The sequence below is a fragment of the Nostoc cf. commune SO-36 genome (assembly GCF_023734775.1).
GTDB lineage: Bacteria > Cyanobacteriota > Cyanobacteriia > Cyanobacteriales > Nostocaceae > Nostoc > Nostoc commune_A.
Window position 1 is genome coordinate 1,325,218 of the sequence record NZ_AP025732.1, and the last position, 22,174, is coordinate 1,347,391.

Genomic DNA, 22,174 nt, shown 5'->3' on the forward strand with positions numbered 1-22,174 from the left:
AACAGTGAACAGTAAACAGTTATCAGTGATCTATTTATCCCTGGGTTTAAGCCTACGCCGTACAGGTGGAATGCGTTGGTGGCGGGTTGAAATCCCCCACCATACGCCTGATAACTGATAACTGATAACCGATAACTTAGGACTTACGCAAGAGTTACGGAATAACGAACCACAGAGGCGCAGAGTACACGGAGAAATCAGAGTTTGAGAGATATTTTGCGTAAGTCCCATAACTGATAACTGGTTTAATTGCAAAGTGCTATAGGTAAGCCCCCCTTTTTAAGGGGGGTTGGGGGGATCTTGTGAGGCACAATATCACTAACACCAAGCGTATTGGGTTAACGAGTAGGATTCTACGCGCTAAAGTATTTTGCTACTGGGTGATAGGTAATAATTGCAGTGGTAGACTGTTCTGGATAAAGTTGTTCACTTTCATCCATATACAAGTTAATCCTGTCAGTCTGCAATAACTCCAGTTGCTTGTATTGATCCTGAATATTTGGACAAGCTGGATACCCAAAACTATACCGTGAGCCACGATAGCGTTGTGCTAATATATCCCGAATGTTGTCGGGTTCTTCAGCAGTAAAACCTAACTCCCGGCGAATTCTGGCGTGTGTCCATTCAGCTACAGCCTCTGCCACCTGCACCGCCATACCGTGGAAATACAGGTAATCTGTGTATTGATTGGCAGCAAACAGCTTTTGGGCGAACTCTGTGGCAATCTCCCCTACAGTCACCGCTTGCATGGGGAAGACATCAATAATTCCCGACTCCTTCGGTGCAAAGAAATCTGCTATGCATAGCCGCCTTAAAGACTTCTGCCTGGGAAACTCAAAAGTTGTAACCTGCTGTGATTGGTTCTCTGAGTCATATATATGTAGAGAATTCCCCTCGGCTTGACAAGGGAAATACCCATAAATCACTTGGGGATGTAACAGATTTTCTTCAATGATTCGCTGTTTCCAACTTTCTAAAACTGGGTAAACTTTCTCCGCTAAAAAAGCCTGATATTCTTCCTTAGATTGTTCCTTTGGTTTGCGGAATTGCCACTGTCCAGCAACCAAAGCTTGTAAATCCAAGTGCCAGAATATTTCCTCGATGGGAATATCACTAGGCTGCAATAACTTCGTTCCCCAGAAAGGCGGTGTTGGACGTTCAATATCTATCGCCACAGCTTCGGAACGTCTTGTATCTACTACTTTTGGTTCAGCAGATGTTTCTTCAGCAGTTGTAGCTTTTGGTTCTTTGTTACCATTTGTCGAAACTTCAGCCGTTTCGACTTCGTTTAAAAATCCTTGCAAATCTTCCCAGTTATTAGTTGCCTTTGCTGGCATTAATTTATCCATGAAGTGCAAGTCAGAAAAGGCATCTTTGCCATAAACAACTTTACCTTTGTAGGTATTTTGGCAATCTTCATACACAAACTTGGGAGTCAGTGCCGCACCTCCTAAAATTACGGGTACACTAATTCCTTTTTCGTTGAATACCTCCAAGTTCTCTTTCATGAAGGCGGTGGATTTTACCAGCAAACCACTCATGGCAATACAATCAGGTTTGTGCTGTTCGTAAGCGTTGATGATGTTTTCCACTGGCTGCTTAATTCCCAGATTAATCACCTTGTAGCCATTGTTGGACAAGATGATATCCACTAAGTTTTTACCAATGTCGTGGACATCGCCTTTAACTGTGGCAATGATAAAGGTTCCCTTGGCGTTGTTGCCTGATTCTGATTTTTCCATGAATGGTTCTAGAAATGCCACCGCCGCTTTCATGGTTTCCGCAGATTGCAAGACGAAGGGTAGCTGCATTTGTCCAGAACCGAACAATTCCCCGACAACTTTCATCCCATCTAGCAAGAAGGTGTTGATAATTTCCAACGGGGGATGTTCTTCTAAGGCTTTTTTCAGATGTTCTTCTAAGCCAATGCGTTCGCCGTCGATGATGTGGCGTGTGAGGCGTTCTGGGATGGGGAGACTTTCATCTAAGGAGCGATCGCGCTTAGTTGTCACCCCGGCAAAGGCTGTGGTAAGCTCTCCCAAGGGATCGTATACGCAAACATTACCCTCAAATTTCCGCTCATCATAAATCAACTGCCGACAAATTTCTTGATGGCGGGCGTCAATCTTCGATAGCGGTAAAATTTTGTTAGCGCTGACAATGGCTGCATCCATTCCCGCCGTCGTCGCTTCGTGCAAAAACACCGAGTTCAGCACCATCCGCGAGGCTGGAGTCAAACCAAAGGAAATATTGGAAACACCCAAAATCACATGACATCCAGGCAATCCTTCACGAATCCGCCGGATAGATTCAATTGTGGCTTTACCATTTTCTCGGTCTTCTTCAATCCCGGTAGAAATGGGTAACGCTAGGGTATCAAAAAATATTTCTGTGGGAGGTATGCCATATTCTACAGCTTGGCGGTATGCACGTTGGGCGATCGCAAACTTTTTGTCTGCTGTTCGTGCCATCCCGTCTTCATCGATAGTACCAATGATTACACCAGCACCGTATTTCTTCGCTATCTCTAGCACCTTCAAAAAGCGCGGTTCCCCGTCTTCGTAGTTGGTGGAGTTCAGCAAACACTTACCACCGGCAACTTTTAAACCCGCCTCCATCTTTTCCCATTCGGTGGAGTCAAGCATTAAAGGCAATGTGACATTGTTAACAATGCGCGAAACTAATTCGTGCATATCCCGCACACCGTCGCGTCCCACATAATCGACGTTGACATCGAGGATGTGTGCGCCTTCTTTAACTTGCGCCCTCGCCATTGAAACGAGTCCATCCCAATCTTCGGCATTTAGCAAATCGCGGCACTTTTTGGAACCACTGGCGTTGAGACGTTCGCCAACTATCAAGAAGGAATTATCTTGGTCGTAAGGCTGAGTGGTGTAAATTGATGCTGCTGCTGGTTCTAAGCTAGGATGTCTAACTTTTGCCTTTAGGTCTTTAGCGAGTTCTGCCAATTGTTGAATGTGTTCTGGACGTGTCCCACAGCAACCCCCGATCACTTGGACACCCAAATCTTCAACAAAATGCATCAATGACATCCGTAATTCTAACGGTGTCAGGCGGTAGTGCGCTTGACCGCCGACGTTCTCAGGTAAACCCGCGTTGGGAATACAGGAAACGATGAAAGGTGAATGTTCTGCCAGATACTTGATATGTGGCTTCATCAAGTCTGGGCCAGTGGCACAGTTTAGACCGAGAATGTCAATTGGGTAAGGTGCCAAAATTGTCAGCACAGCACTGATTTCGGAACCAACCAACATTGTGCCCATGCTTTCCATTGTCACAGAAACCATTAATGGTCTGCGATCGCCTTTCTTCGCAAATACTTCTTCAATGGCATTCAGCGCCGCTTTAATTTGCAGCACATCTTGGCAAGTTTCCACCAGAAATAAATCGACACCACCATCCCATAGCGCCTCTGCTTGTTCAGCAAAAGTAGCTTTCATGGTGTCAAAGTCAATATGTCCCAAGGTTGGGAGTTTCGTTGTGGGGCCGATGGAACCTGCCACAAACCGGGGTTTTTCTGGCGTGGAAAATTCCGCAGCCACACGCTTGGCTAATTCTGCGGCTGTCTTGCTGAGGTAATAGGCTTGGTCTGCCAAGTCATATTCTGCCAGTACCAGGGAGGTACTGCCAAAGGTATCGGTTTCAATCACATCTGCCCCAGCAGCGAGAAAGTCGCGGTGAACCTTAGCGACAGCTTCGGGTTTCGTGTGGACTAAGTATTCGTTACAACCTTCATACTGCGGGCCGCCGAAGTCTTCAGCAGTCAGGTTTTGGGTTTGTAAGTTGGTTCCCATCGCCCCGTCGAAGACGAGGACTGGGCTATCAGGACTACGCAAGCGTTCAAGGAAAGAATGAGTCATATTTTCCTAGAATAAATGAGGATATCAAGTGAGTCTTGTGATACTCGACTTACTTTATTATTTTCCAAGATTGTGATATTTGCGGCATCTTTTAATAAAGTCTGTTTTGCTGAAACTCGCCATTGGCTCATTTTGACCTGATTTCTCAAGGTTAGCGATCGCAGAATTATGCAAAAGCTTCCTTATATCATGTGCGCTTGATTGCTTATTAAACTCGAAGAACCCCACCCCGCCAAAGCTAGGCTTTGTATTGCCTCCCCGCAAGCCTACGGTTTACACGCAAGTCTGAAATAGCTGATTAACCAAGGTTTTACCCTCTTGCGCTTATGAGTTGATGGACAGCTTGGATATTAGCGATGTCTACAAAGGGCTGTGACGGTAATATCACTTGCCTACGGCACGCTCTTTTCTCAGAAAGCTGCTTCAAGTTTTTTTCCATCTCTTCAACTTCTGTTAAAGGTATATCTCTTATCTTGCGGCACAATCTAGGGGCAGCGATGGTAAAGTCAAATATATGTGGAGATGGGAACTATGACTCAAACCCTACCCAAGTTAATAACCTTTGAACAATTTATCGAGTGGTACCCCTCAAACGGGGCGCGATATGAACTACATAAAGGAGTCATTGTAGAAATGCCACCCCCAACTGGTGAACACGAAAATGTTGTTGGATTTTTGGCGGCACAGATAACCTTCCAGTTCTTGCAAATGGGACTTCCGTTTCGCATTCCCAAAACTGCCTTTGTCAAAATTCAGAGCAATAACTCAACCTATTCTCCTGACATTTTGCTATTAAATCATGACAATCTCGTGAATGAACCTCTGTGGAGTAAGCAATCGACTGTTATTCAAGCTGCATCTATCCCATTAGCTGTTGAAGTTGTTAGCACCAACTGGCGAGACGACTACTATGACAAGTTCAGGGATTATGAGGAGATGGGGATTACTGAGTATTGGATTGTAGACTATGCCGCGATCGGCGGCAAAAGATTTACTGGTAATCCTAAACAAAAAACTATTACAATTTGCGAATTAGTTGAGGGAGATTATCAAATGACTGTGTTTAGAGGAAATAATTTTATTGCATCGCCTTTATTCCCCAAACTCAACTTTACAGCACAACAAATTTTTGATTCTGCTTTGTAAGTTTAGGTTTGAACGTAGAGTTTGACTGATTCTACATATAGTCAGATGAAATATTTTCGCCAAGTTTCTTATCTTGGGATCACAGCTTAGAGTTGTTACTCCGTTCAGCTCAAAGATGGAAAGAATACTACAGGCATTTCAGGTGGATTAACCAATCCAGTTGTGTCAACCATTGAGTTGGTCGTTGCGATCGCGCTGTCTGTGCTGGCGCTAGCTTTCCCAGTGGTAGCAGGAGTGATTGTGATTGGTTTTCTAATAGTAGCTATTCAAAGAATCTGGAGTTTCTTCTTCAATAAACCATCTTCTCAAACTACTGAAACCGTCTCTCCATCAAAAGAATTGGGATAAGTAGTTATGGATTTGTTCCATAACTGCGTAAGCGTAGCCCATCGTAGACATCGCAATCTAGATTGCATTAAAAAAATGTCCTTGCTATCCTACTTTTACAGTAATACCAAGTCGCGGTTATGATATCTCACTAGACGACTTGGTATTAACATAGGATATCAACTGTAACTAAAATTAAAAGCTTCCTGGATTGTCATCAAGTGCTAGCAAGAAATTAATCAGGTCTGTTTGCTGGTGGGAATTAAAGCCAGACTGTCTATCTACGTAGAAGTAATGACCTGTGCCATCAAGGTTACTACGCACTAAACCAGGGTTAGCTTTGTTGGCTTTTATAACTTTTGCACGAAGATCGCGATCAACCAAGGCACGCAAGCTGCTAGCTGGATCGGCAGGTATACTAAGGCTGAGAGTGCCAGATAACCCTAAGCCAGTCTTGTCAACTACCGTAAAACTACCATTTGAGTCAACTTTCAAGCTTCCTGCCCGTACCGCTACACCACCATCGTGCAAATATGGTGCGTTTACATAAAGACCACGTAAGGTACTAGTTTTGTAACCGCCTTTGGGCAATACACCTTTGGGTAAAGTTGTAGGAGTATCAGATATACCCTGCGTTGGTACATCAAGCACTTCAGCATTAGCAGGTATGGGAACTGGAGTATTAAAAGTATATAGCTTGGGTGCTACTAACAATTTATTCAGCCCCAAGCGAGATTGGGCACGAGCGGGGTTAGTACGAATTTGATCAATTGGATGAATTTTGTTGTCGGTGAAGAAGGGTGGAATATGGCAAGTTGCACAATTAGCTTTCTGAAAAACTTTTGCGCCACGTTTAACAGAATTATTGGTTAGTGCTTGCCAGTTTTCTGAAGTCTGGTTGGCGGGTGGCACTAAGCTGTTTTGGAAAGCAGACATAGCATTATTAGCAAACAAGAAAGTGCCGCTAGCAATATCTTCGGGGTTTCCAGTATTTGGACTGAAAACTAAACCGTTGTAAGTAAACAAACTGGGACGCAGGTTTGGGTAAGTTCCTGTGCCAGGAGCAGGAATTTGGTCTTCTAATTCTGCTTGTATAGGATTCGGTACGATTTTCCGCAGCCATTCTGAGGGTTTTACTATCACTCCTTTTGGTAAACGTAGGCTGGGATCGGCAGCGTTTTGCAGTAATGTACCAATATAAACTTCTGGATCAATACCAAGAGTATCTGCACTGATTTGAGCGGCTGCGAACAGATTGACTTCTGAAGAGTGAACACCGTTGTTGAGAGCGCTGAGTCCAGCAAACGGGCCAACGGCTGCTTCTCCTGATGCTCCGTAAGGATGATTTTTAAAGGCGAAGATACTAGGAATTTTAGTACTGTCTCTAATACCATCTGGCGAACTCTCGAAATTACCGAAAGGTACATCTAATACTGCATCATCAAAGGCATCTTCTAACTTCTTTGGATCGGGGAGTTCTACTTTATTGCCTTTGCTGTCAATAATAGTCTTACCATTGCCTTTGTATTGTGGGTCTAATGGGTTGAAGTTTAACCGCGCAAACCCTGCGGCTGTATTTGGTGCTAAGGCAATCAATAAAGGGATTGCGAGTTCCCCATTAGATGTTCCTGGAATGATTTTATTATTGGAAAGGGTTGCATGACAAAGCAGACAGGTAATCTCGCCGTTAGCTTTTAATCCTAGTGCTGCACTCTGTCTCGCTGGAACTTTTAAACCTGTATTAACTACAGTTCCTTTAGGAAAAGTTCGGCTACCTAAGGTTAAATTCTTCTGGAGAGTAATTTTTAGGTTTGTCGTTGGCTGACCTTGCAAACTAGCGATCGCTACACCTATTTCATCAGATATTGTATTTAATCCCTGCCCAAAACCAAATACTCCTTGGAAACCAAGTGTGTCTCCAATCTTACGGTTAAAGAATATATTTTCACCTTGGGCTATTAATTTCTGAGTAATTTTAACTGCCCCTACCCGTTGATAAGAAATGGGGTCATTAGAATTGAATCCCTTATTTGCAACTACTCTTGCTGCTTCTTGAGGGCTAAGTAATTTACCGAAATAGTCGTAATAGCCTAGTGGTTGAGTAGGAGCAGGTTGTAAAAGGTTAATCGTAGCAAAAGCTGTTTGGCTTGTTGTCAACCAATTTGATAACAAGATACCAAAAACACTAATGAGAAAAACGCACATTAATAAGAAAATTTTGGTTTTTGAACCATACAACATCCTAACGACACGAGTCTTAGGGTTGTTCTTTTGTTGTTTCACAGTGAGATATTAAATAAAAATCTATCAGTAGATATATCACACTCTTATGTAAATATATGTAATAGTGTGTTTAAGTTTTTTATCAATTTGATGGCTAGTTTAGTTTCTTATACCAGCCTCAACAATTATTAATTTAAGAATTGATAAGGAATTGAAGAGTAGTTATGAAAAGGAACTCTTAAAAGGGAACAGGGAAACTAAGCCATACACTTGTAAATAAAAAAAGAGCTAAATATAGCAATTCTAATAACTGCTCATTATTCAGTTGTTTAATCACAATTAAAAGTTATTGATTAACACTCATGAAATTGCTGGCTATTAACTATGTATCCTGGAAGACAATCCTGTTGCGTTGGTCATCCGTAGCGGTAGCCCGCACTTCTCTACGAGACGCTTTGCGTAGCTTACTTCCCCAGAGGGGTACGGCAGTACGGCATGGTTTGACTGCGATCGCCAGCCGCTCAGTGACCATCGTAGACATCGCAATTATAAAGCGATCGCAGTCTTCCGGTGTGTTAGCACGAAAGCGTAACGCACCTTTGAACTCCGTGAATGAGTCTTTTATACTCGTGGATGAGCCTTTTATACTCGTGAATGAGTCTTTTAGCTCCGTTCACGAGTCTTTTAGCTCCGTTCACGAGTCTTTGAACTCCGTTAACGAGTCTTTGAACTCCGTTAACGAGTCTTTTAGCTCCGTTAACGAGTCTTTTAGCTCCGTTAACGAGTCTTTTAGCTCCGTGAATGAGTCTTTTAGCTCCGTTGACGAGTCTTTGATACTCGTGAATGAGTGAATGTTATTGCAAGATTAGCAATATCTATGACGTGCTATGCCTACGCACCCTGCTAATTTAAACATTACAGCCGTTTTTATGCACATGAACACACTAATCCAGTCTCTAATGCTTAGTTGCGATATACTGCTTTAGTAAATATCGCTACAGAGTTGGTGAGGTTTGCAGGTGACAAACGAAGAACTGTTACAAGTTATTGAACAAGCTGCCAGCGAAAAGGCAACGGAGCTAGACCTCTCTAACAATCAACTCAGCAGCCTGCCGCCAGAAATCAGCCAACTCTCCAGCCTGACTGAGCTATACCTCAATGACAATCAACTCAGCAGCCTGCCGCCAGAAATCAGCCAACTCTTCAGCCTGACAACGCTATACCTCCATAACAATCAACTCAGCAGCCTGCCGCCAGAAATCAGCCAACTCTCCAGCCTGACAACGCTATACCTCCATAACAATCAACTCAGCAGCCTGCCGCCAGAAATCAGCCAACTCTCCAGCCTGACAACGCTATACCTCCATAACAATCAACTCAGCAGCCTGCCGCCAGAAATCAGCCAACTCTCCAGCCTGACAACGCTATACCTCTCTAACAATCAACTCAGCAGCCTGCCGCCAGAAATCAGCCAACTCTCCAACCTGACTGAGCTATCCCTCTCTAACAATCAACTCAGCAGCCTGCCGCCAGAAATCAGCCAACTCTCCAGCCTGACTGAGCTATTCCTCTCTAACAATCAACTCAGCAGCCTGCCGCCAGAAATCAGCCAACTCTCCAGCCTGACAAGGCTATACCTCCATAACAATCAACTCAGCAGCCTGCCGCCAGAAATCAGCCAACTCTCCAGCCTGACAAGGCTATACCTCCATAACAATCAACTCAGCAGCCTGCCGCCAGAAATCAGCCAACTCTCCAGCCTGACTGAGCTAGACCTCCATAACAATCAACTCAGCAGCATGCCGCCAGAAATCAGCCAACTCTCCAGCCTGACAACGCTAGACCTCCATAACAATCAACTCAGCAGCCTGCCGCCAGAAATCAGCCAACTCTCCAGCCTGAGAAGGCTATACCTCGATAACAATCCATTAACCTCGCCACCACCTGAAATTGTCGAGCAGGGAACACAGGCGGTTTTAACATATCTGCAAGAAAGGTTAGAGGGCAGTCAACGGCAGTGGATTTCTAAACTGCTAGTCGTCGGTGAAGGAGGTGTGGGTAAAACATCCTTATTAAGAGCATTGCGCGGTGAAGAGTTCGACACCCAGGAATCCACCACTCACGGTATTGAAATTAAATCCCTGGAATTAACCCATCCCACGCAAGCTGTCACCATGCAGCTGAACACCTGGGACTTTGGGGGACAGGAAATCTATCACGCTACCCATCAATTCTTCCTCACCAACCGCTCTCTATTTTTACTCGCCTGGAATGCCCGACTGGGATTTGAGCAAGGTAAACTCTACTACTGGCTAGATACTATCAAAGCCTTAGCCCCCGAATCTCCGATTTTACTCGTCGCCACCCACATCGATGAGCGAGATGCCGATCTTCCCCTAACTGAGTTACGCCGCAAATACCCCCAGATTATCGAACATTGTAAAATTAGCTCTAAAAGCAGCAATGGCATTGAAAAACTTCGGCAAGGAATCGCAGAATCAGCCGCTAATTTGCCCTTGATGGGTGAAATCTGGCCTACCACCTGGCTAAATGCTGCCAATGCCATCCGCACTCAGCCAAAAAAACAAATCACACCGCAACAATTGTGGGACATCATGGCTGAGTTCCAAGTTGCTGATATAAGCAAGGAAGTGCTGGCGCGATGGCTGCATGAATTAGGCGAAATTCTCTACTTCCAAGACAACGAAGAACTTAACGATATCGTTATCCTCAAGCCCCAGTGGGTAACTGAATATATCAGCAAAGTTTTGGAAAGCGAAAACGTAATCAAGCGTTGTGGTATTTTTAGCCGTCAGGAAATGGATCGACTATGGCACGACTTAGAGCGATATATGCGCGACCACTTCCTGCGCCTGATGGAGCGTTTTGACCTTTCCTACCCCATTCCCGAAAGCCAGGATCTCAGTCTGGTTGTGGAACGTTTGCCCTTCGACGCGCCTAATTATGAACACAAATGGCAGCAAATTAAACAAACAGGCGAGTGCAACGAAATTTCGATGAAATTTCAACTCAATACCATTCCTGCGGGTATTCCCACTTGGTTTATTGCGCGTCAACACCGCTTCACAACTGGCATTCATTGGCGTAACGGTGTCTTATTTGCTTATGAGCAAGAACATTTAGCATTGGTGGAAGCTGTTAAAAGCGATCGCTATATTAAATTAACAGTGCGAGGCTCTAACCCCCTAAATTTCTTTGTCCTGCTTCGAGATGGCATCGAACTCACCCTCGCCAGATTTCCCGGATTAGACATTCAACGCACAATTCCATGTTTTGGTCATAATGGTCAACCATGTACCCACGAATTTGACTATAAACAACTATCGCAACGCTGGGAAAAAAAGAAAGGAACAATTGAATGCCCAGAAGCGATGGAAGATGTATCAGTATCAAAACTCTTATATGGCTTAAACTGGAATACTCAAAATGCTGTGCTAGAACGCATTGACCAGTTAGAAAAAAAAGTTGTTGGCGGACAAGCAGTAATTCTCGATGAATTTAAAAATCTCCGAGAACTGACGCAACGTGGATTTACCAATGCATTCCGCCGCGAACAAGCAATCATAGATTCTCGTTGTCCCAATGTCTTTGTTCTGCGTCCCCGTGGCGATAAAGCTTGGCAAAAGAATCTAACTGGACAGAAATTAGATTTACAACTCTATTGCCAAGCACCGGGCTGTTGGCATCCCACCCAAGAAGGCGGTTTATATGAAATAAATGAACCTGCCAAATGGTTGAGAGTAACTGCACCTTATATTGGTAACTTATTCAAAGTCTTAAAATATGCTGCACCGATAATTGGCCCTTGGTTGGGTGTGCTAGACCCCAAAGAATATGAAACGCTATTTAAAAATGACTTAGAACTATTTAAAGAACTAGCAGCAAAATTACCTGAACTCAAAGAATCTGAATATTTAGAACCAGCAGACAAAATTGCTAGAGGTGAAGATTTAGATCCAGAACGCGTCGATGGTGCTGCTTTGCGTGCCTTGCGTCAACTTTTAGAAGAAGAAGATCCCCAGCAGCACTGGGGTGGCTTAAAGAACGTCTTGACTCCAGAGGGACATTACCTGTGGCTATGCGAACACCACGCAGCAGAGTATAAACGCTAAGTATTTTAGATTTATACTCGTGAATGAGTGAATATTATTGTAAGGGTTGCGATCGCAATGGTATTTTTGGGCTTAGGCATCTCAAAGAAAGAGAGGGAGCAGTAAGTGGTTTCACTAATGCCAATCTACCAACTCATCTGCTAGAGATTTTAAAGGTTTACCGTTATATAAGCAATGCTTGCTAGAGTCTGGAGTGCATCAATTGTAGGCATCGATGCCGTCAAAGTCGGCGTGGAAGTCGATGTGTCAGGAGGATTACCGGGAATTGTTGTCTTGGGACTGCCAGATTCAGCGATTCAAGAATCAAGAGAAAGAGTCAAAGCAACTCTAAAAAATACTGGTTTTGCCTTTCCGATGCGTAAAATAGTCATTAATTTAACTCCGGCAGATTTACGCAAAGAAGGCCCCTGTTTCGATTTGCCTATTAGTGTAGGAATTTTGGCAGCTTCTGAGCAAGTTAGCGCTGATTTGTTGGGGGATTATCTATTTTTAGGCGAAGTCTCTTTAGATGGCAGTTTACGTCCCGTGGCTGGTGTCTTACCGATCGCAGCAGCAGCCCAAAAGATGGGAATTGCAGGTTTAGTTCTCCCTGCTGATAATGCCCAAGAAGCGGCAGTGGTTGAAGATTTGGCTGTTTACGGGTGCAAACATTTATCTGAGGTGGTGGATTTTTTAAATAATCCGGGCGTTACAAACCTGTGCAGATAGATAGTACAACACAGACAACAACAGCATCCTACCCTGGCACAGATTTGCATGATGTGAAAGGACAAGCTCATGCGCGTCGTGCTTTAGAAATTGCTGCGGCTGGTGGGCATAATTTAATTTTTGTCGGGCCGCCTGGTAGTGGGAAGACAATGTTAGCAAGGCGATTACCGGGAATATTACCGCCGTTGAGTTTTGCCGAATCTTTAGAAGTGACTCGGATTCATTCGGTAGCTGGTTTATTGAAAAATCGTGGTTCATTAGTACGCGATCGCCCTTTCCGCAGTCCCCACCACTCAGCATCCGGGCCTTCTCTAGTTGGCGGTGGTAGCTTCCCTCGTCCTGGGGAAATCTCATTATCTCACAGAGGTGTGCTGTTCCTAGACGAATTAACTGAGTTTAAACGTGATGTATTGGAATTTCTGCGCCAACCTTTAGAAGATGGCTATGTGACGATTTCCCGTACTAAACTATCGGTAATGTTTCCCGCGCAGTTTACTTTAGTTGCAAGTACTAATCCCTGTCCTTGCGGTTACTATGGCGATACCATCCAACAATGTACTTGTTCTCCCCGCCAACGTGAGCAATATTGGGCAAAACTTTCTGGGCCTTTAATGGATCGCATTGATTTACAAGTTGCAGTGAATCGCTTAAAACCAGAAGAAATTACCCAACAACCGACGGGAGAAACATCAATATCAGTACGCGAACGAGTCCAACAAGCCAGCGATCGCGCAATTACCCGTTTCCAAGGAGAAGCAAATCTGCGTTGCAATGCCCATTTGCAAAGTCGCCATCTCCAAAAATGGTGCAAGTTAGATGATGCTAGCCGCAATTTATTAGAAGCAGCAATTAGAAAATTAGGCTTATCAGCAAGAGCTAGCGATCGCATTCTCAAAGTAGCACGAACTATTGCAGATTTAGCAGGAGAAGATGAGTTAAAAACCAATCATGTAGCGGAAGCAATTCAATATCGCACGATAGATAGGATGCAGTAGCAATCTTGTTATTATCGCTCAGATAGTTCGTGTTACCAGCAACTAGAACAACAAGGCTAATTTAAGAGTCAATATTTGGCTGGAAACTAGAGAATAGGATCGGGCGATCGCATCTATTTTGGAACTTCCACGGTATCATGTTGAACCTAATACTTGAAAGTGTGTTAAGTAGGAAAAGTAGGATATTTTTTCTCAAACATTAAATAAACTCTTATTTAAGTGTATTCTTGACAGATTAAGCATAACTACTATTGACAGAATTAATTTTGTCTTAACCTGTCAAAAATGATTTCAGTGTAATCTGTAGTTATCAGTAAATTTTAACAATTAATCCTTTTAGGAAAGGATTAATTATTGCTGAATCAAAATCAAGAAATTTTATCTTGGAGTGGAAGATGAAAGGTTTTATCACACGAAAAATTGCCCTTGTCGTTACTCTAGCCACTGCAAGTCTTGGCTTGAGTGCTAACAAAATTTTAGCTGACGTTAATATCACCAAATCAGCTGATATCCTTCAAATTAATGTTACAGGCAAATGGTCTCCTTTAAGATTCATTGGCTTAACCTCAAAGAATACTCTTGTAAATATAGATCCGAGTGGATTTGCTAAAGCAGTTAAAGTCAAAGGAATTGACGGCAACTTACAAGGTATTGACTTCCGTCCAGCAAATGGTCTGCTTTATGGTGTCACAGATACTGACAACATATACACGATCAACCCTAGAACTGGTCGGGCTACGTTTGTGAGCAAACTATCTAGCAGCTTTAATGGAGGATTTCAGTCAGGGTTTGATTTTAATCCTGTACCAGACCGCTTACGGATAGTAGGTAGCAATGATCAAAATTTCCGTACTAATGTAGACACTGGTGCAGTCACTGCCGATAAAAACCTAGCGTATGCTACTGATGATGTCAACGCCACAGTTGACCCCAACATTACCGCTGTCGCTTACATAAATTCGGTTGCTGGAGCCACATCAACTCAACTTTATGGCATTGATTACGATCTTGACGTTTTAGTACTGCAAAACCCACCCAATGATGGCACTCTCAGAACGATTGGCAAGCTTGGTGTTAACTTTGCACCGATAAGCGGGTTCGACATCTTTACAAATGCACAAGGTCAAAATACTGCCTATGCACTGTCTGGTTCAGTTCTTTACACTATTAACCTATCTACTGGCACTGCAACTAAAATCGCCGATGTACCTAAAGGTAACTTCATTGGTTTAGCAGTTATATCAAAGTAGGCATCCGCAAGCTCGACTTGATCTATTTGTTAAAAGTGTAAACACGTATGCTCTGCTCTTGATTGTTAAGATATTCAATCGAGAGCAGAGCAGGCGCTTTAGATTTTTCTTAGTCAGCGAAGGCGAACTTTGTCTGTGTAGCCCCGACTTCTAGTCGCCAAGACTAATAATAAATTAGACTTTTCAAACAAGCTCTAAGACGTAGGAGAAATCAACTGACCAATACGCTTGAAAATTTGCAAAACAGCGTACAGTTCTCTGGCGGATACAAAGGGAGCAAAAACCCTTGACAAATCGTACTGTGGTGTATTTATTTGCGTCACTTTGACAAATACAGCGCTTCCCGCTATTATGCAATACAGTTTTTCTTATTGCCTCTCTCCTAACATAGCTTTTAGCTTTGAGGATGTACCTCATAGCTGCCGGAAGTGCTGTAAAAGATCGTCTCCATTTGTCACCATCCCAAACACAGCTTTACTGGGGTTGGGGTTAGCCATCATATAAGCTAAGGCTTGCGGTACAGCTGACCAAACTGATAACGTGGTTTTTTTCGACTCCAACACCATCACCCACAACTGATCTTGTAACACTAAAACATCAATCCGTCCGCGCAGTATTTCCTCGCCATCATCCAGTGTTAGTTCTACGGATGATTCAGCCTTAATTTTGAAAGGAGGATCGTAAAATCCAGAGAGTGCAAGTATTGGTGACACTAACAACAATATAACTGTCCCTTTTAGTAAATCACCTCCGGCACGGTGATAAAGATACCTGCGCCGCACGACATCCACAGAGGCTTTTTTCTGCTTCTGTAATTTCAGGCAATCCCTCATACCACTGTGAGAACAAATTCTCGTCTTCAACACGAACGAGACCGAATCGATTTTCTGTATACTGAAGAGTGGTAATCGCTTCTGTCATTGCTTCTAGGTAAAAATTGCTTTGCTACATTCTCAACATCAGCGCATCTTTATTATTGCTAATTGGCGCAATCGGTCATCTCACTATAAAATTCTAAATTCCTCCTCAAGAACGCTGCACAAACTCCCTTGGAGGGATGCCTTTACTTATGAAATCAGTATCCAATATATCAGGAAGTAAGCGACATCCCTAAAGGAGACTGATTGAATGAATTTGCAGGCGATTTGGAAATTATTACAAGAGACATTCAAAGAATGGAGTGAGGATAAAGCCTCACGGTTAGACGGCGGCGTTAGCTTATTACACAATTTTTTCCATTGCACCATTGCTAATTATTGTAATTGCGATCGCTGGGGCAGTCTTTGGCGAAGAGGCGGCGACGGGGCAAATCGTTGGACAAATTCAAGGTTTAGTCGGCCGAGACGGGGCAGAATTTATCCAAACAGCGATTCAGAATGCTAACAAACCACAAACAGGAGCGATCGCTTCTATCATAAGTATCGTAATTCTCCTAGTGGGTGCTACTGGCTTATTTACCGAGTTGCAAGATTCCCTCAACACGATTTGGGAAGTGAAACCGAAACCTGGACGCGGCGTAACTAACATGATTCGCCTACGCGTTTTATCCTTTGGCATTGGTGATCGGTATTGGCTTTTTACTTTTAGTTTCTCTGGTAATTAGTACGGCATTAGCAGCATTAGCAACATACTTTAGTAACTTGGTGCCTGGTGTAGATTTTCTCTGGCAGATTCTCAATTTCATCCTCTCTTTTGCCATCACTACATTCCTGTTCGGACTCATTTTTAAAGTTCTACCAGATGTCGAAATTGGTTGGAGTGATGTTTTAATTGGAGCCATGCTTACCTCCTTCTTGTTCTCTATCGGTAGATTTTTGTTAGGACAATATTTAGGTAATGGCAGTTTTGGTTCAGCCTATGGTGCAGCAGGTTCACTGGTGGTAATCTTAGCTTGGGTTAACTATGCCGCGCAGATTCTTTTCTTCGGTGCGGAGTTTACCCAAGTTTATGCCAGAAGGTACGGCAGCGGCATAACCCCAAGTAAACATGCTATACCTTTATCTGATAACACGCAATCGAATGGCAAGGCTCCAACAAAACAAACATCGACTAAGAAAAAGCCCTCTTCTAACTTTATTAATCGCTTGTTCCGGTCTTTCAAGAAGCCCAAGCGCTTAAAACAGAGAAGAAAAAATCAGCGATTTTAATCTCTGAATAGTGGGATTATACGTTTATAACTCTGATAGATATTGAAGTATTTAATCTCTAATAAAAGTCAGTTTTATCAAAAAGACTACAGATAAATAACCTGATACTGGATTGTTTCCAGAAGTCTATTGAAAAAGGAAGAAAATCAGCGATAATGGAAAAATGGTTTTTTATCAATTGGCAGGCAATCTTTATTCCTAGCATCAGCATCTTTGAGTTAATTATTCGTGGATCGCTGGTTTATTTAGCACTATTCTCAGTGCTACGTTTTCTTCCTAGCCGACAACTAGGAACACTAGGAATTACTGATTTACTCGTAGTTGTGCTATTTGCTGAAGCTGCCCAAAACGCTATGGCGAGTAATTATACATCGATTACTGAAGGCGCTATCCTGGTAGGAACTGTGATTTTTTGGAGTTACTTATTGAACTGGTTAGGTTACAGAATCCCCCAGTTTCAACGTTTTCTGAATCAGCCACCACTGCTACTAGTAAAAAATGGCCGGATGATTGAGCGTCATTTACAACGAGAGTTAATTACAGACGATGAGTTGATGAGCAAGTTACGCCAGCAAGGTGTGGAATTTTTAGCAGATGTGAAGTTTGCATATATGGAGGCTGACGGCAGCATTAGTATCATCACCTTCGACTCCAAAACTAGTACCGTCCCTGAGCAAAAAATAGCGTTAAAAAGCGATCTACATTAATTAAACTGTAAAATATGACGGTTGTATTCTATGCCGAACTGTGATTGAGCGCTATACTTTGCCCGAAATGGCTAATCTGTGGAGTGAAGCCCATAAACTAAAAACTTGGCTGCAAGTGGAAATTGCTGTTTGCGAGGCTCAAGCTGAACTTGGTTACATTCCATCTGAGGCGGTTGAAGAAATTAAAGCCAAGGCAGATTTTGACCCAAAGCGGGTGCTAGAAATTGAGGCTGTAGTCCGCCACGATGTCATTGCTTTCTTGACAAATGTCAATGAATATGTTGGTGATGCTGGGCGCTACATTCATCTGGGTTTAACTAGTTCGGATGTTTTGGATACAGCTTTAGCACTGCAATTAGTTGCCAGCCTGGATATATTATTGCAACGTCTGGAAGATTTGATTCATGTAATTCGCCAAAAAGCAGGGGAACATCGTCATACAGTAATGGCTGGCCGATCGCACGGTATTCACGCTGAACCGATCACTTTTGGTTTTAAGCTAGCTGGCTGGTTAGCAGAAGTGTTGCGACACCAAGAACGCCTAAGAATACTCCGCAAAACGATCGCTGTCGGTAAGATTTCTGGTGCAGTGGGAACCTATGCCAATATTGAACCGCGTGTAGAAGCGATCGCTTGCCGAAAACTCGGACTCCAACCCGATACGGCCTCAACCCAAGTTATTTCCCGCGATCGCCACGCCGACTACGTGCAACAATTAGCTTTGGTAGCCGCAACCATTGATCGCTTCGCTGTAGAAATTCGCAATCTGCAAAAAACAGACGTTTTGGAAGTTGAAGAATTCTTCGCCAAAGGTCAAAAAGGCTCCTCAGCGATGCCACACAAGCGCAACCCCATCCGTTCGGAACGTCTGACAGGAATGGCGCGACTCGTCAGAAGTCATGCCGGTGCAGCTTTAGAAAACGTTGCTTTATGGCATGAGCGGGACATTTCCCACAGTTCTGTAGAACGGGTAATTTTGCCAGATGCTTGCACCTTAACGCATTTTATGTTGTCAGAAATAACCGACTTAGTGAAAAACCTGTTGGTCTATCCTGAGAACATGAAACGGAATCTCAACTGCTACGGCGGCGTTGTGTTCAGCCAAAAAGTGCTACTGGCTTTGATAGACAAGGGAAGTAGCCGAGAAGAGGCTTATGCGATCGTTCAAGAAAGCGCTCACGCCGCTTGGAATCAGCCAGAAGGCAACTTCCAAGACTTGATTAGCAAAGATCCGCGTGTTACCCAAAAGTTATCTCCAGCTGAACTTGAGATTTGTTTCGACCCCCAGCAACATCTGCGGCATTTAGAAGAAGTTTACCAAAGATTGGGAATTTAAGATTAATTTGCTTGTAGTGAGCGCTTGAGCGCTTACTACGAACCTGTTACCTGTTACCCAAAAAATACGCAGATAGATATCAAAAAAAAATATATAAAGATACCAAAAATAACTAATATTGTATTCCTGAATAGTTTCTGTTTGATGCTGGAATTATTGCACGCACTGGGTAGTATATACAAACAAATACTTACTTGTTTATTAGTGTTACGAGTGCTTTGATGATTGAAATCCTAGCCACACTTTCAGCATCGGCGGCAGCAGGAATGAGAATAGGTACACCTCTGCTGATTATTGGACTATTGCAGGGCACTAACTTGTGGTCACAAGTTCCAATTTTATCTTATATTTCTCCACCAATATTATTAGGTTGCCTCAGCTGTTGGTCTTTAGTTGAATTATTAGCCTCAAAAAAGCTGTGGGGGCAAAGATTGCTACAACTAGTTCAATTATTCATGTCTCCCCTAGCAGGTGCAATTATGGGGTTAGCAGTAGCGACAGCAACAGCAACACCAAACTGGCTGGTTGCCATAATTGGAGGTTTATTAGCTTTGGTACTCCAGTTAGTGCAGGTTGGTTGGTTTTATCGCTTACGTGGCTTACCATTGTGGGCAGTCTTTCTTCAAGACACTTTGTGCGTTGCTCTAGTACTTTTTGCCTTTGATGCTCCCTGGCAAGGAGGATTAATTGCTTTAATACTGCTTTGGTTTGCACTTCGTAGCGCGAAGCAGTGGTATGACTGGTATCACTTAGGGAATAGAGATAGGGCAAAAAAGTACTGAATATTGAGTGCTGTTAGCGATAGCAGGACGTTTCGCCCGTGGTGAGTTAACTAAATGGGCGTAAATAAATATAATATGTTCCGTCATTGCGAGTGAAGCGAAGCAATCCCAGAGACTTTGCGATTGCTTCGCTTCACTCGCAATGACATCTTACATATTTATAGGACTTACGCAAAAATTGCTAAAAAGCTTAATTTATAGAACCGCCTTTCCTTCGGAACGCTACGCGAACGCGAAGCGTCTCGCAGAGAAGACGCCAAGAGCGCCGAGAATTCGTAGAGTGTGCGTAAGTCCTAATTTAATCATGCCTAGCTACTTAACTAAATGAATTATTAGAATCGTATTACGCAAATTCCTGGTCAATGTGGGGGTCGTCCTTCCATTCGAGGTATGAGAATTAGAGTTAGTGACATTTTAGAAATGTTGTTTTATTTAGGGACTTGCAAAAAATAAATTATCCCAAATTATTTCTAGATTTGTAGGGCGCAAGGACTGACGCCTCTACAATTGGATATTTTTTAATCTGGAAGTCCCTTAATCTACGTTCCTTAAGAGTGAAGAGTTGTGTTTATCTCTTTGTCCCTTCATCTCCCCCTGCCCCTTTACCTCTTCTCCAATAGCCTTTACTGCAAAATTCCAATCATGTGCAAGAAGCCGTGACCGGTAATCAACTCTATGATTAAGGCAATACAACCTAGCATAGCAATCCGACCATTCCATACTTCAGCACTAGTTGTCAAACCCCACTCCCATCGTTCTTGAGGGTACATTTTTACCATTTTTTTGATTTGGGCAGCTTGCGAAAGCTTGAAACTGGGGTTTTTTAGCGCATCAATTACTAATTCTGCTAGTGCATTAATAAATACTGGATTGGTATTAGGAGCAGGTACACGGCGGAAGTTGTGAATTCCTGATTCCTCAGCTACTTCCCGATACTCAATATCAATTTCTTGTAGTGTCTCAATATGCTCTGAGACAAAACTGATAGGCACGACAACCAAATCTTTCACGCCTTGTGCGCCTAGTTCTTTGAGAGCATCTTCAGTATAGGGTTGGAGCCATTCTACTGGGCCGACACGACTTTGGTAAGCTAAGGTGTGGGGATTGGGTCGATTGAGGGTCTGCATAATCAACGCAGTGCCATTCCTCAATTTCTTGTTGGTAAGGGTCGCCTGCTTCTTTCAACGTAGCTTTTAGGAAACGCCGTGGGCGCTGAAGAATATATGAACCTCATCCGGGTTAGGAAACTGCTCAAGCTCTTGGGCTATGAGTTGCGCCATTGCTTGGAGATAGCCTGGTTGTTTGTACCAAGAAGGAATGACAGTGTAATCAATCGGTTGAAGTTTTGGATCTTCTTGCCAGAGCTTGTCTAAAAGTCGGAAGCTGGAACCACTGGTACTGATAGAGAACTGGGGATATAGCGGTAATATTACTAGGTGTTCTATATTATCTGGGTAACTTGGGCGATCGCTTCTTCTGTATAGGGATGCCAATAACGCATTCCCACGTAAATATTAACTTCTTGCCCCAAATGACCCAACTGTTCTTTTAAAGCTTCCCCTTGCGCTTCTGTAATCTGCCGCAATGGAGAACCACCACCGATTTGCTTATAATTTTCTTGAGATGTTCTGGTTCGCCGCGTGGCAATAAACCAAGCTAAGGGCTTTTGCAACCAACGAAATGGTAGGCGAATAATTTCCGGATCGGAAAATAGGTTGTACAAAAACGGCCCGACATCCTCTAGCTTATCGGGGCCACCGAGATTGAGTAATAAGACGCCTACACGACCCATAGCAGTTACTTTCCCCCAATCTTTTCAGTTTTTTTACTAATGTTAACCATATATCTTTATTAAATATAAAGCTTAATAGCAAGGAAATATGCAATGGCAACAATTTTAAGGGATTGGAGTTACCGCTATCAATGGCTATATGATGGTATTTCGCGTTTAGCAGCCTTAAGTGTAGGTGGTGAAGCGCGTTTTCGACAACTTGCTTTGCAAGGCTTAACAATTCACTCAGATACTCAAATTTTAGATTTATGTTGTGGCAGCGGTCAAACAACGGAATTTTTAGTAAAAATTTCACAAAATGTAACGGGGCTAGATGCCTCACCCAAGTCTTTGCAACGGGCGCGGCAAAATGTACCCGAAGCTTCATACATAGAAGCTTTTGCTGAAAAGATGCCATTTACAGATAATCTGTTTGATGTGGTACATACCAGCGTTGCATTACACGAGATGCAACCTGAGCAATTACGAAAAATTATTAATGAAGTTCATCGCGTGTTGAAGCCAGGAGGGGTATTTACGTTCGTGGATTTTCACGCTCCGACAAATCCGCTATTTTGGCCTGGTGTATCAGTCTTTTTGCTGTTGTTTGAGACGGAAACAGCTTGGCAATTATTAAAAACTGATTTACCTGAATTATTAACTGAAACTGGCTTTGAAGTGAGTAAGCAAACTTTATATGCAGGTGGTAGTTTGCAAGTGATACAAGCGAAGAAATGAAAGTTCAGGAGGCTTTCTGCCTCCTGTTTC

At 43.2% G+C, this 22,174-nt stretch carries 12 protein-coding genes and 5 pseudogenes; 11 read left to right on the forward strand and 6 right to left on the reverse strand.

Annotation, left to right across the window (positions count from 1 at the left end):
* Nucleotides 1-353: 353 nt before the first annotated feature.
* Nucleotides 354-3,881 (reverse strand): methionine synthase, encoded by a 3,528-nt coding sequence (metH, locus tag ANSO36C_RS05870; RefSeq protein WP_251958778.1) that lies wholly within the window; start codon nucleotides 3,879-3,881, stop codon nucleotides 354-356.
* Between the two features lie 531 nt (nucleotides 3,882-4,412).
* On the opposite strand from metH, the gene ANSO36C_RS05875 reads away from it, so the two are divergent.
* Entirely contained in the window at nucleotides 4,413-5,027 is a 615-nt protein-coding gene (locus ANSO36C_RS05875; protein ID WP_251958779.1) for a Uma2 family endonuclease, read from the forward strand.
* A 162-nt stretch (nucleotides 5,028-5,189) separates the two neighbouring features.
* Complete coding sequence (locus ANSO36C_RS05880; RefSeq protein WP_251958780.1) at nucleotides 5,190-5,375, forward strand: hypothetical protein; 186 nt, start codon at nucleotides 5,190-5,192, stop codon at nucleotides 5,373-5,375.
* Nucleotides 5,376-5,549: 174 nt separating this feature from the next.
* Here the strand turns inward: ANSO36C_RS05880 and ANSO36C_RS05885 are convergent, their stop codons facing one another.
* Nucleotides 5,550-7,637, reverse strand: a complete 2,088-nt coding sequence (locus ANSO36C_RS05885) for a di-heme oxidoredictase family protein (protein ID WP_323374567.1) — start codon at nucleotides 7,635-7,637, stop codon at nucleotides 5,550-5,552.
* 515 nt (nucleotides 7,638-8,152) lie between these two features.
* The gene (locus ANSO36C_RS34740) at nucleotides 8,153-8,422 is read right to left on the reverse strand and encodes a hypothetical protein (RefSeq protein WP_410174708.1); all 270 of its coding nucleotides are present in this window, start codon (nucleotides 8,420-8,422) and stop codon (nucleotides 8,153-8,155) included.
* Between the two features lie 174 nt (nucleotides 8,423-8,596).
* Here ANSO36C_RS34740 and ANSO36C_RS05895 point away from each other — a divergent pair, with 174 nt between their 5' ends.
* From ANSO36C_RS05895 to ANSO36C_RS05905, 3 genes and pseudogenes are all read left to right on the forward strand, one after another.
* Entirely contained in the window at nucleotides 8,597-11,710 is a 3,114-nt protein-coding gene (locus ANSO36C_RS05895; protein WP_251958782.1) for a leucine-rich repeat domain-containing protein, read from the forward strand.
* A 174-nt stretch (nucleotides 11,711-11,884) separates the two neighbouring features.
* Nucleotides 11,885-13,413: pseudogene (locus tag ANSO36C_RS05900) on the forward strand (YifB family Mg chelatase-like AAA ATPase).
* Nucleotides 13,414-13,808: 395 nt separating this feature from the next.
* Nucleotides 13,809-14,663, forward strand: a complete 855-nt coding sequence (locus ANSO36C_RS05905; protein ID WP_251958783.1) for a DUF4394 domain-containing protein — start codon at nucleotides 13,809-13,811, stop codon at nucleotides 14,661-14,663.
* Between the two features lie 194 nt (nucleotides 14,664-14,857).
* Here ANSO36C_RS05905 and ANSO36C_RS34745 read toward each other — a convergent pair.
* A pseudogene (locus ANSO36C_RS34745) lies at nucleotides 14,858-15,584 on the reverse strand (type I restriction endonuclease subunit R).
* 207 nt (nucleotides 15,585-15,791) lie between these two features.
* On the opposite strand from ANSO36C_RS34745, the pseudogene ANSO36C_RS05920 reads away from it, so the two are divergent.
* The 5 genes and pseudogenes from ANSO36C_RS05920 to ANSO36C_RS05940 form a co-directional block, all read left to right on the forward strand.
* Nucleotides 15,792-16,810 (forward strand): annotated as a pseudogene (locus ANSO36C_RS05920) (YihY/virulence factor BrkB family protein).
* 155 nt (nucleotides 16,811-16,965) lie between these two features.
* Nucleotides 16,966-17,517 carry a DUF421 domain-containing protein gene (locus tag ANSO36C_RS05925; RefSeq protein WP_251958784.1) on the forward strand — a complete coding sequence of 184 codons (552 nt, stop codon included), beginning with the start codon at nucleotides 16,966-16,968 and terminating at the stop codon, nucleotides 17,515-17,517.
* A 40-nt stretch (nucleotides 17,518-17,557) separates the two neighbouring features.
* Entirely contained in the window at nucleotides 17,558-18,853 is a 1,296-nt protein-coding gene (gene purB, locus ANSO36C_RS05930; protein WP_251958785.1) for an adenylosuccinate lyase, read from the forward strand.
* A gap of 221 nt (nucleotides 18,854-19,074) precedes the next feature.
* Nucleotides 19,075-19,635 carry a DUF4126 domain-containing protein gene (locus ANSO36C_RS05935; RefSeq protein WP_251958786.1) on the forward strand — a complete coding sequence of 187 codons (561 nt, stop codon included), beginning with the start codon at nucleotides 19,075-19,077 and terminating at the stop codon, nucleotides 19,633-19,635.
* Between the two features lie 342 nt (nucleotides 19,636-19,977).
* Nucleotides 19,978-20,061, forward strand: a pseudogene (locus tag ANSO36C_RS05940) (DUF433 domain-containing protein); the annotation flags it as partial.
* 197 nt (nucleotides 20,062-20,258) lie between these two features.
* Here ANSO36C_RS05940 and hemH (ANSO36C_RS05945) read toward each other — a convergent pair.
* Both hemH (ANSO36C_RS05945) and hemH (ANSO36C_RS05950) read right to left on the reverse strand, forming a co-directional pair.
* Nucleotides 20,259-21,128, reverse strand: a pseudogene (gene hemH / locus ANSO36C_RS05945) (ferrochelatase).
* On the reverse strand, nucleotides 21,077-21,427 hold the full coding sequence (gene hemH / locus ANSO36C_RS05950) for a ferrochelatase (protein ID WP_251958787.1): 351 nt from the start codon (nucleotides 21,425-21,427) through the stop codon (nucleotides 21,077-21,079). Before hemH (ANSO36C_RS05950) ends, hemH (ANSO36C_RS05945) begins: the two are co-directional and overlap by 52 nt.
* Before the next feature lie 93 nt (nucleotides 21,428-21,520).
* On the opposite strand from hemH (ANSO36C_RS05950), the gene ANSO36C_RS05955 reads away from it, so the two are divergent.
* Nucleotides 21,521-22,144 (forward strand): class I SAM-dependent methyltransferase, encoded by a 624-nt coding sequence (locus ANSO36C_RS05955; protein WP_251958788.1) that lies wholly within the window; start codon nucleotides 21,521-21,523, stop codon nucleotides 22,142-22,144.
* The last annotated feature ends 30 nt before the right edge of the window (nucleotides 22,145-22,174 follow it).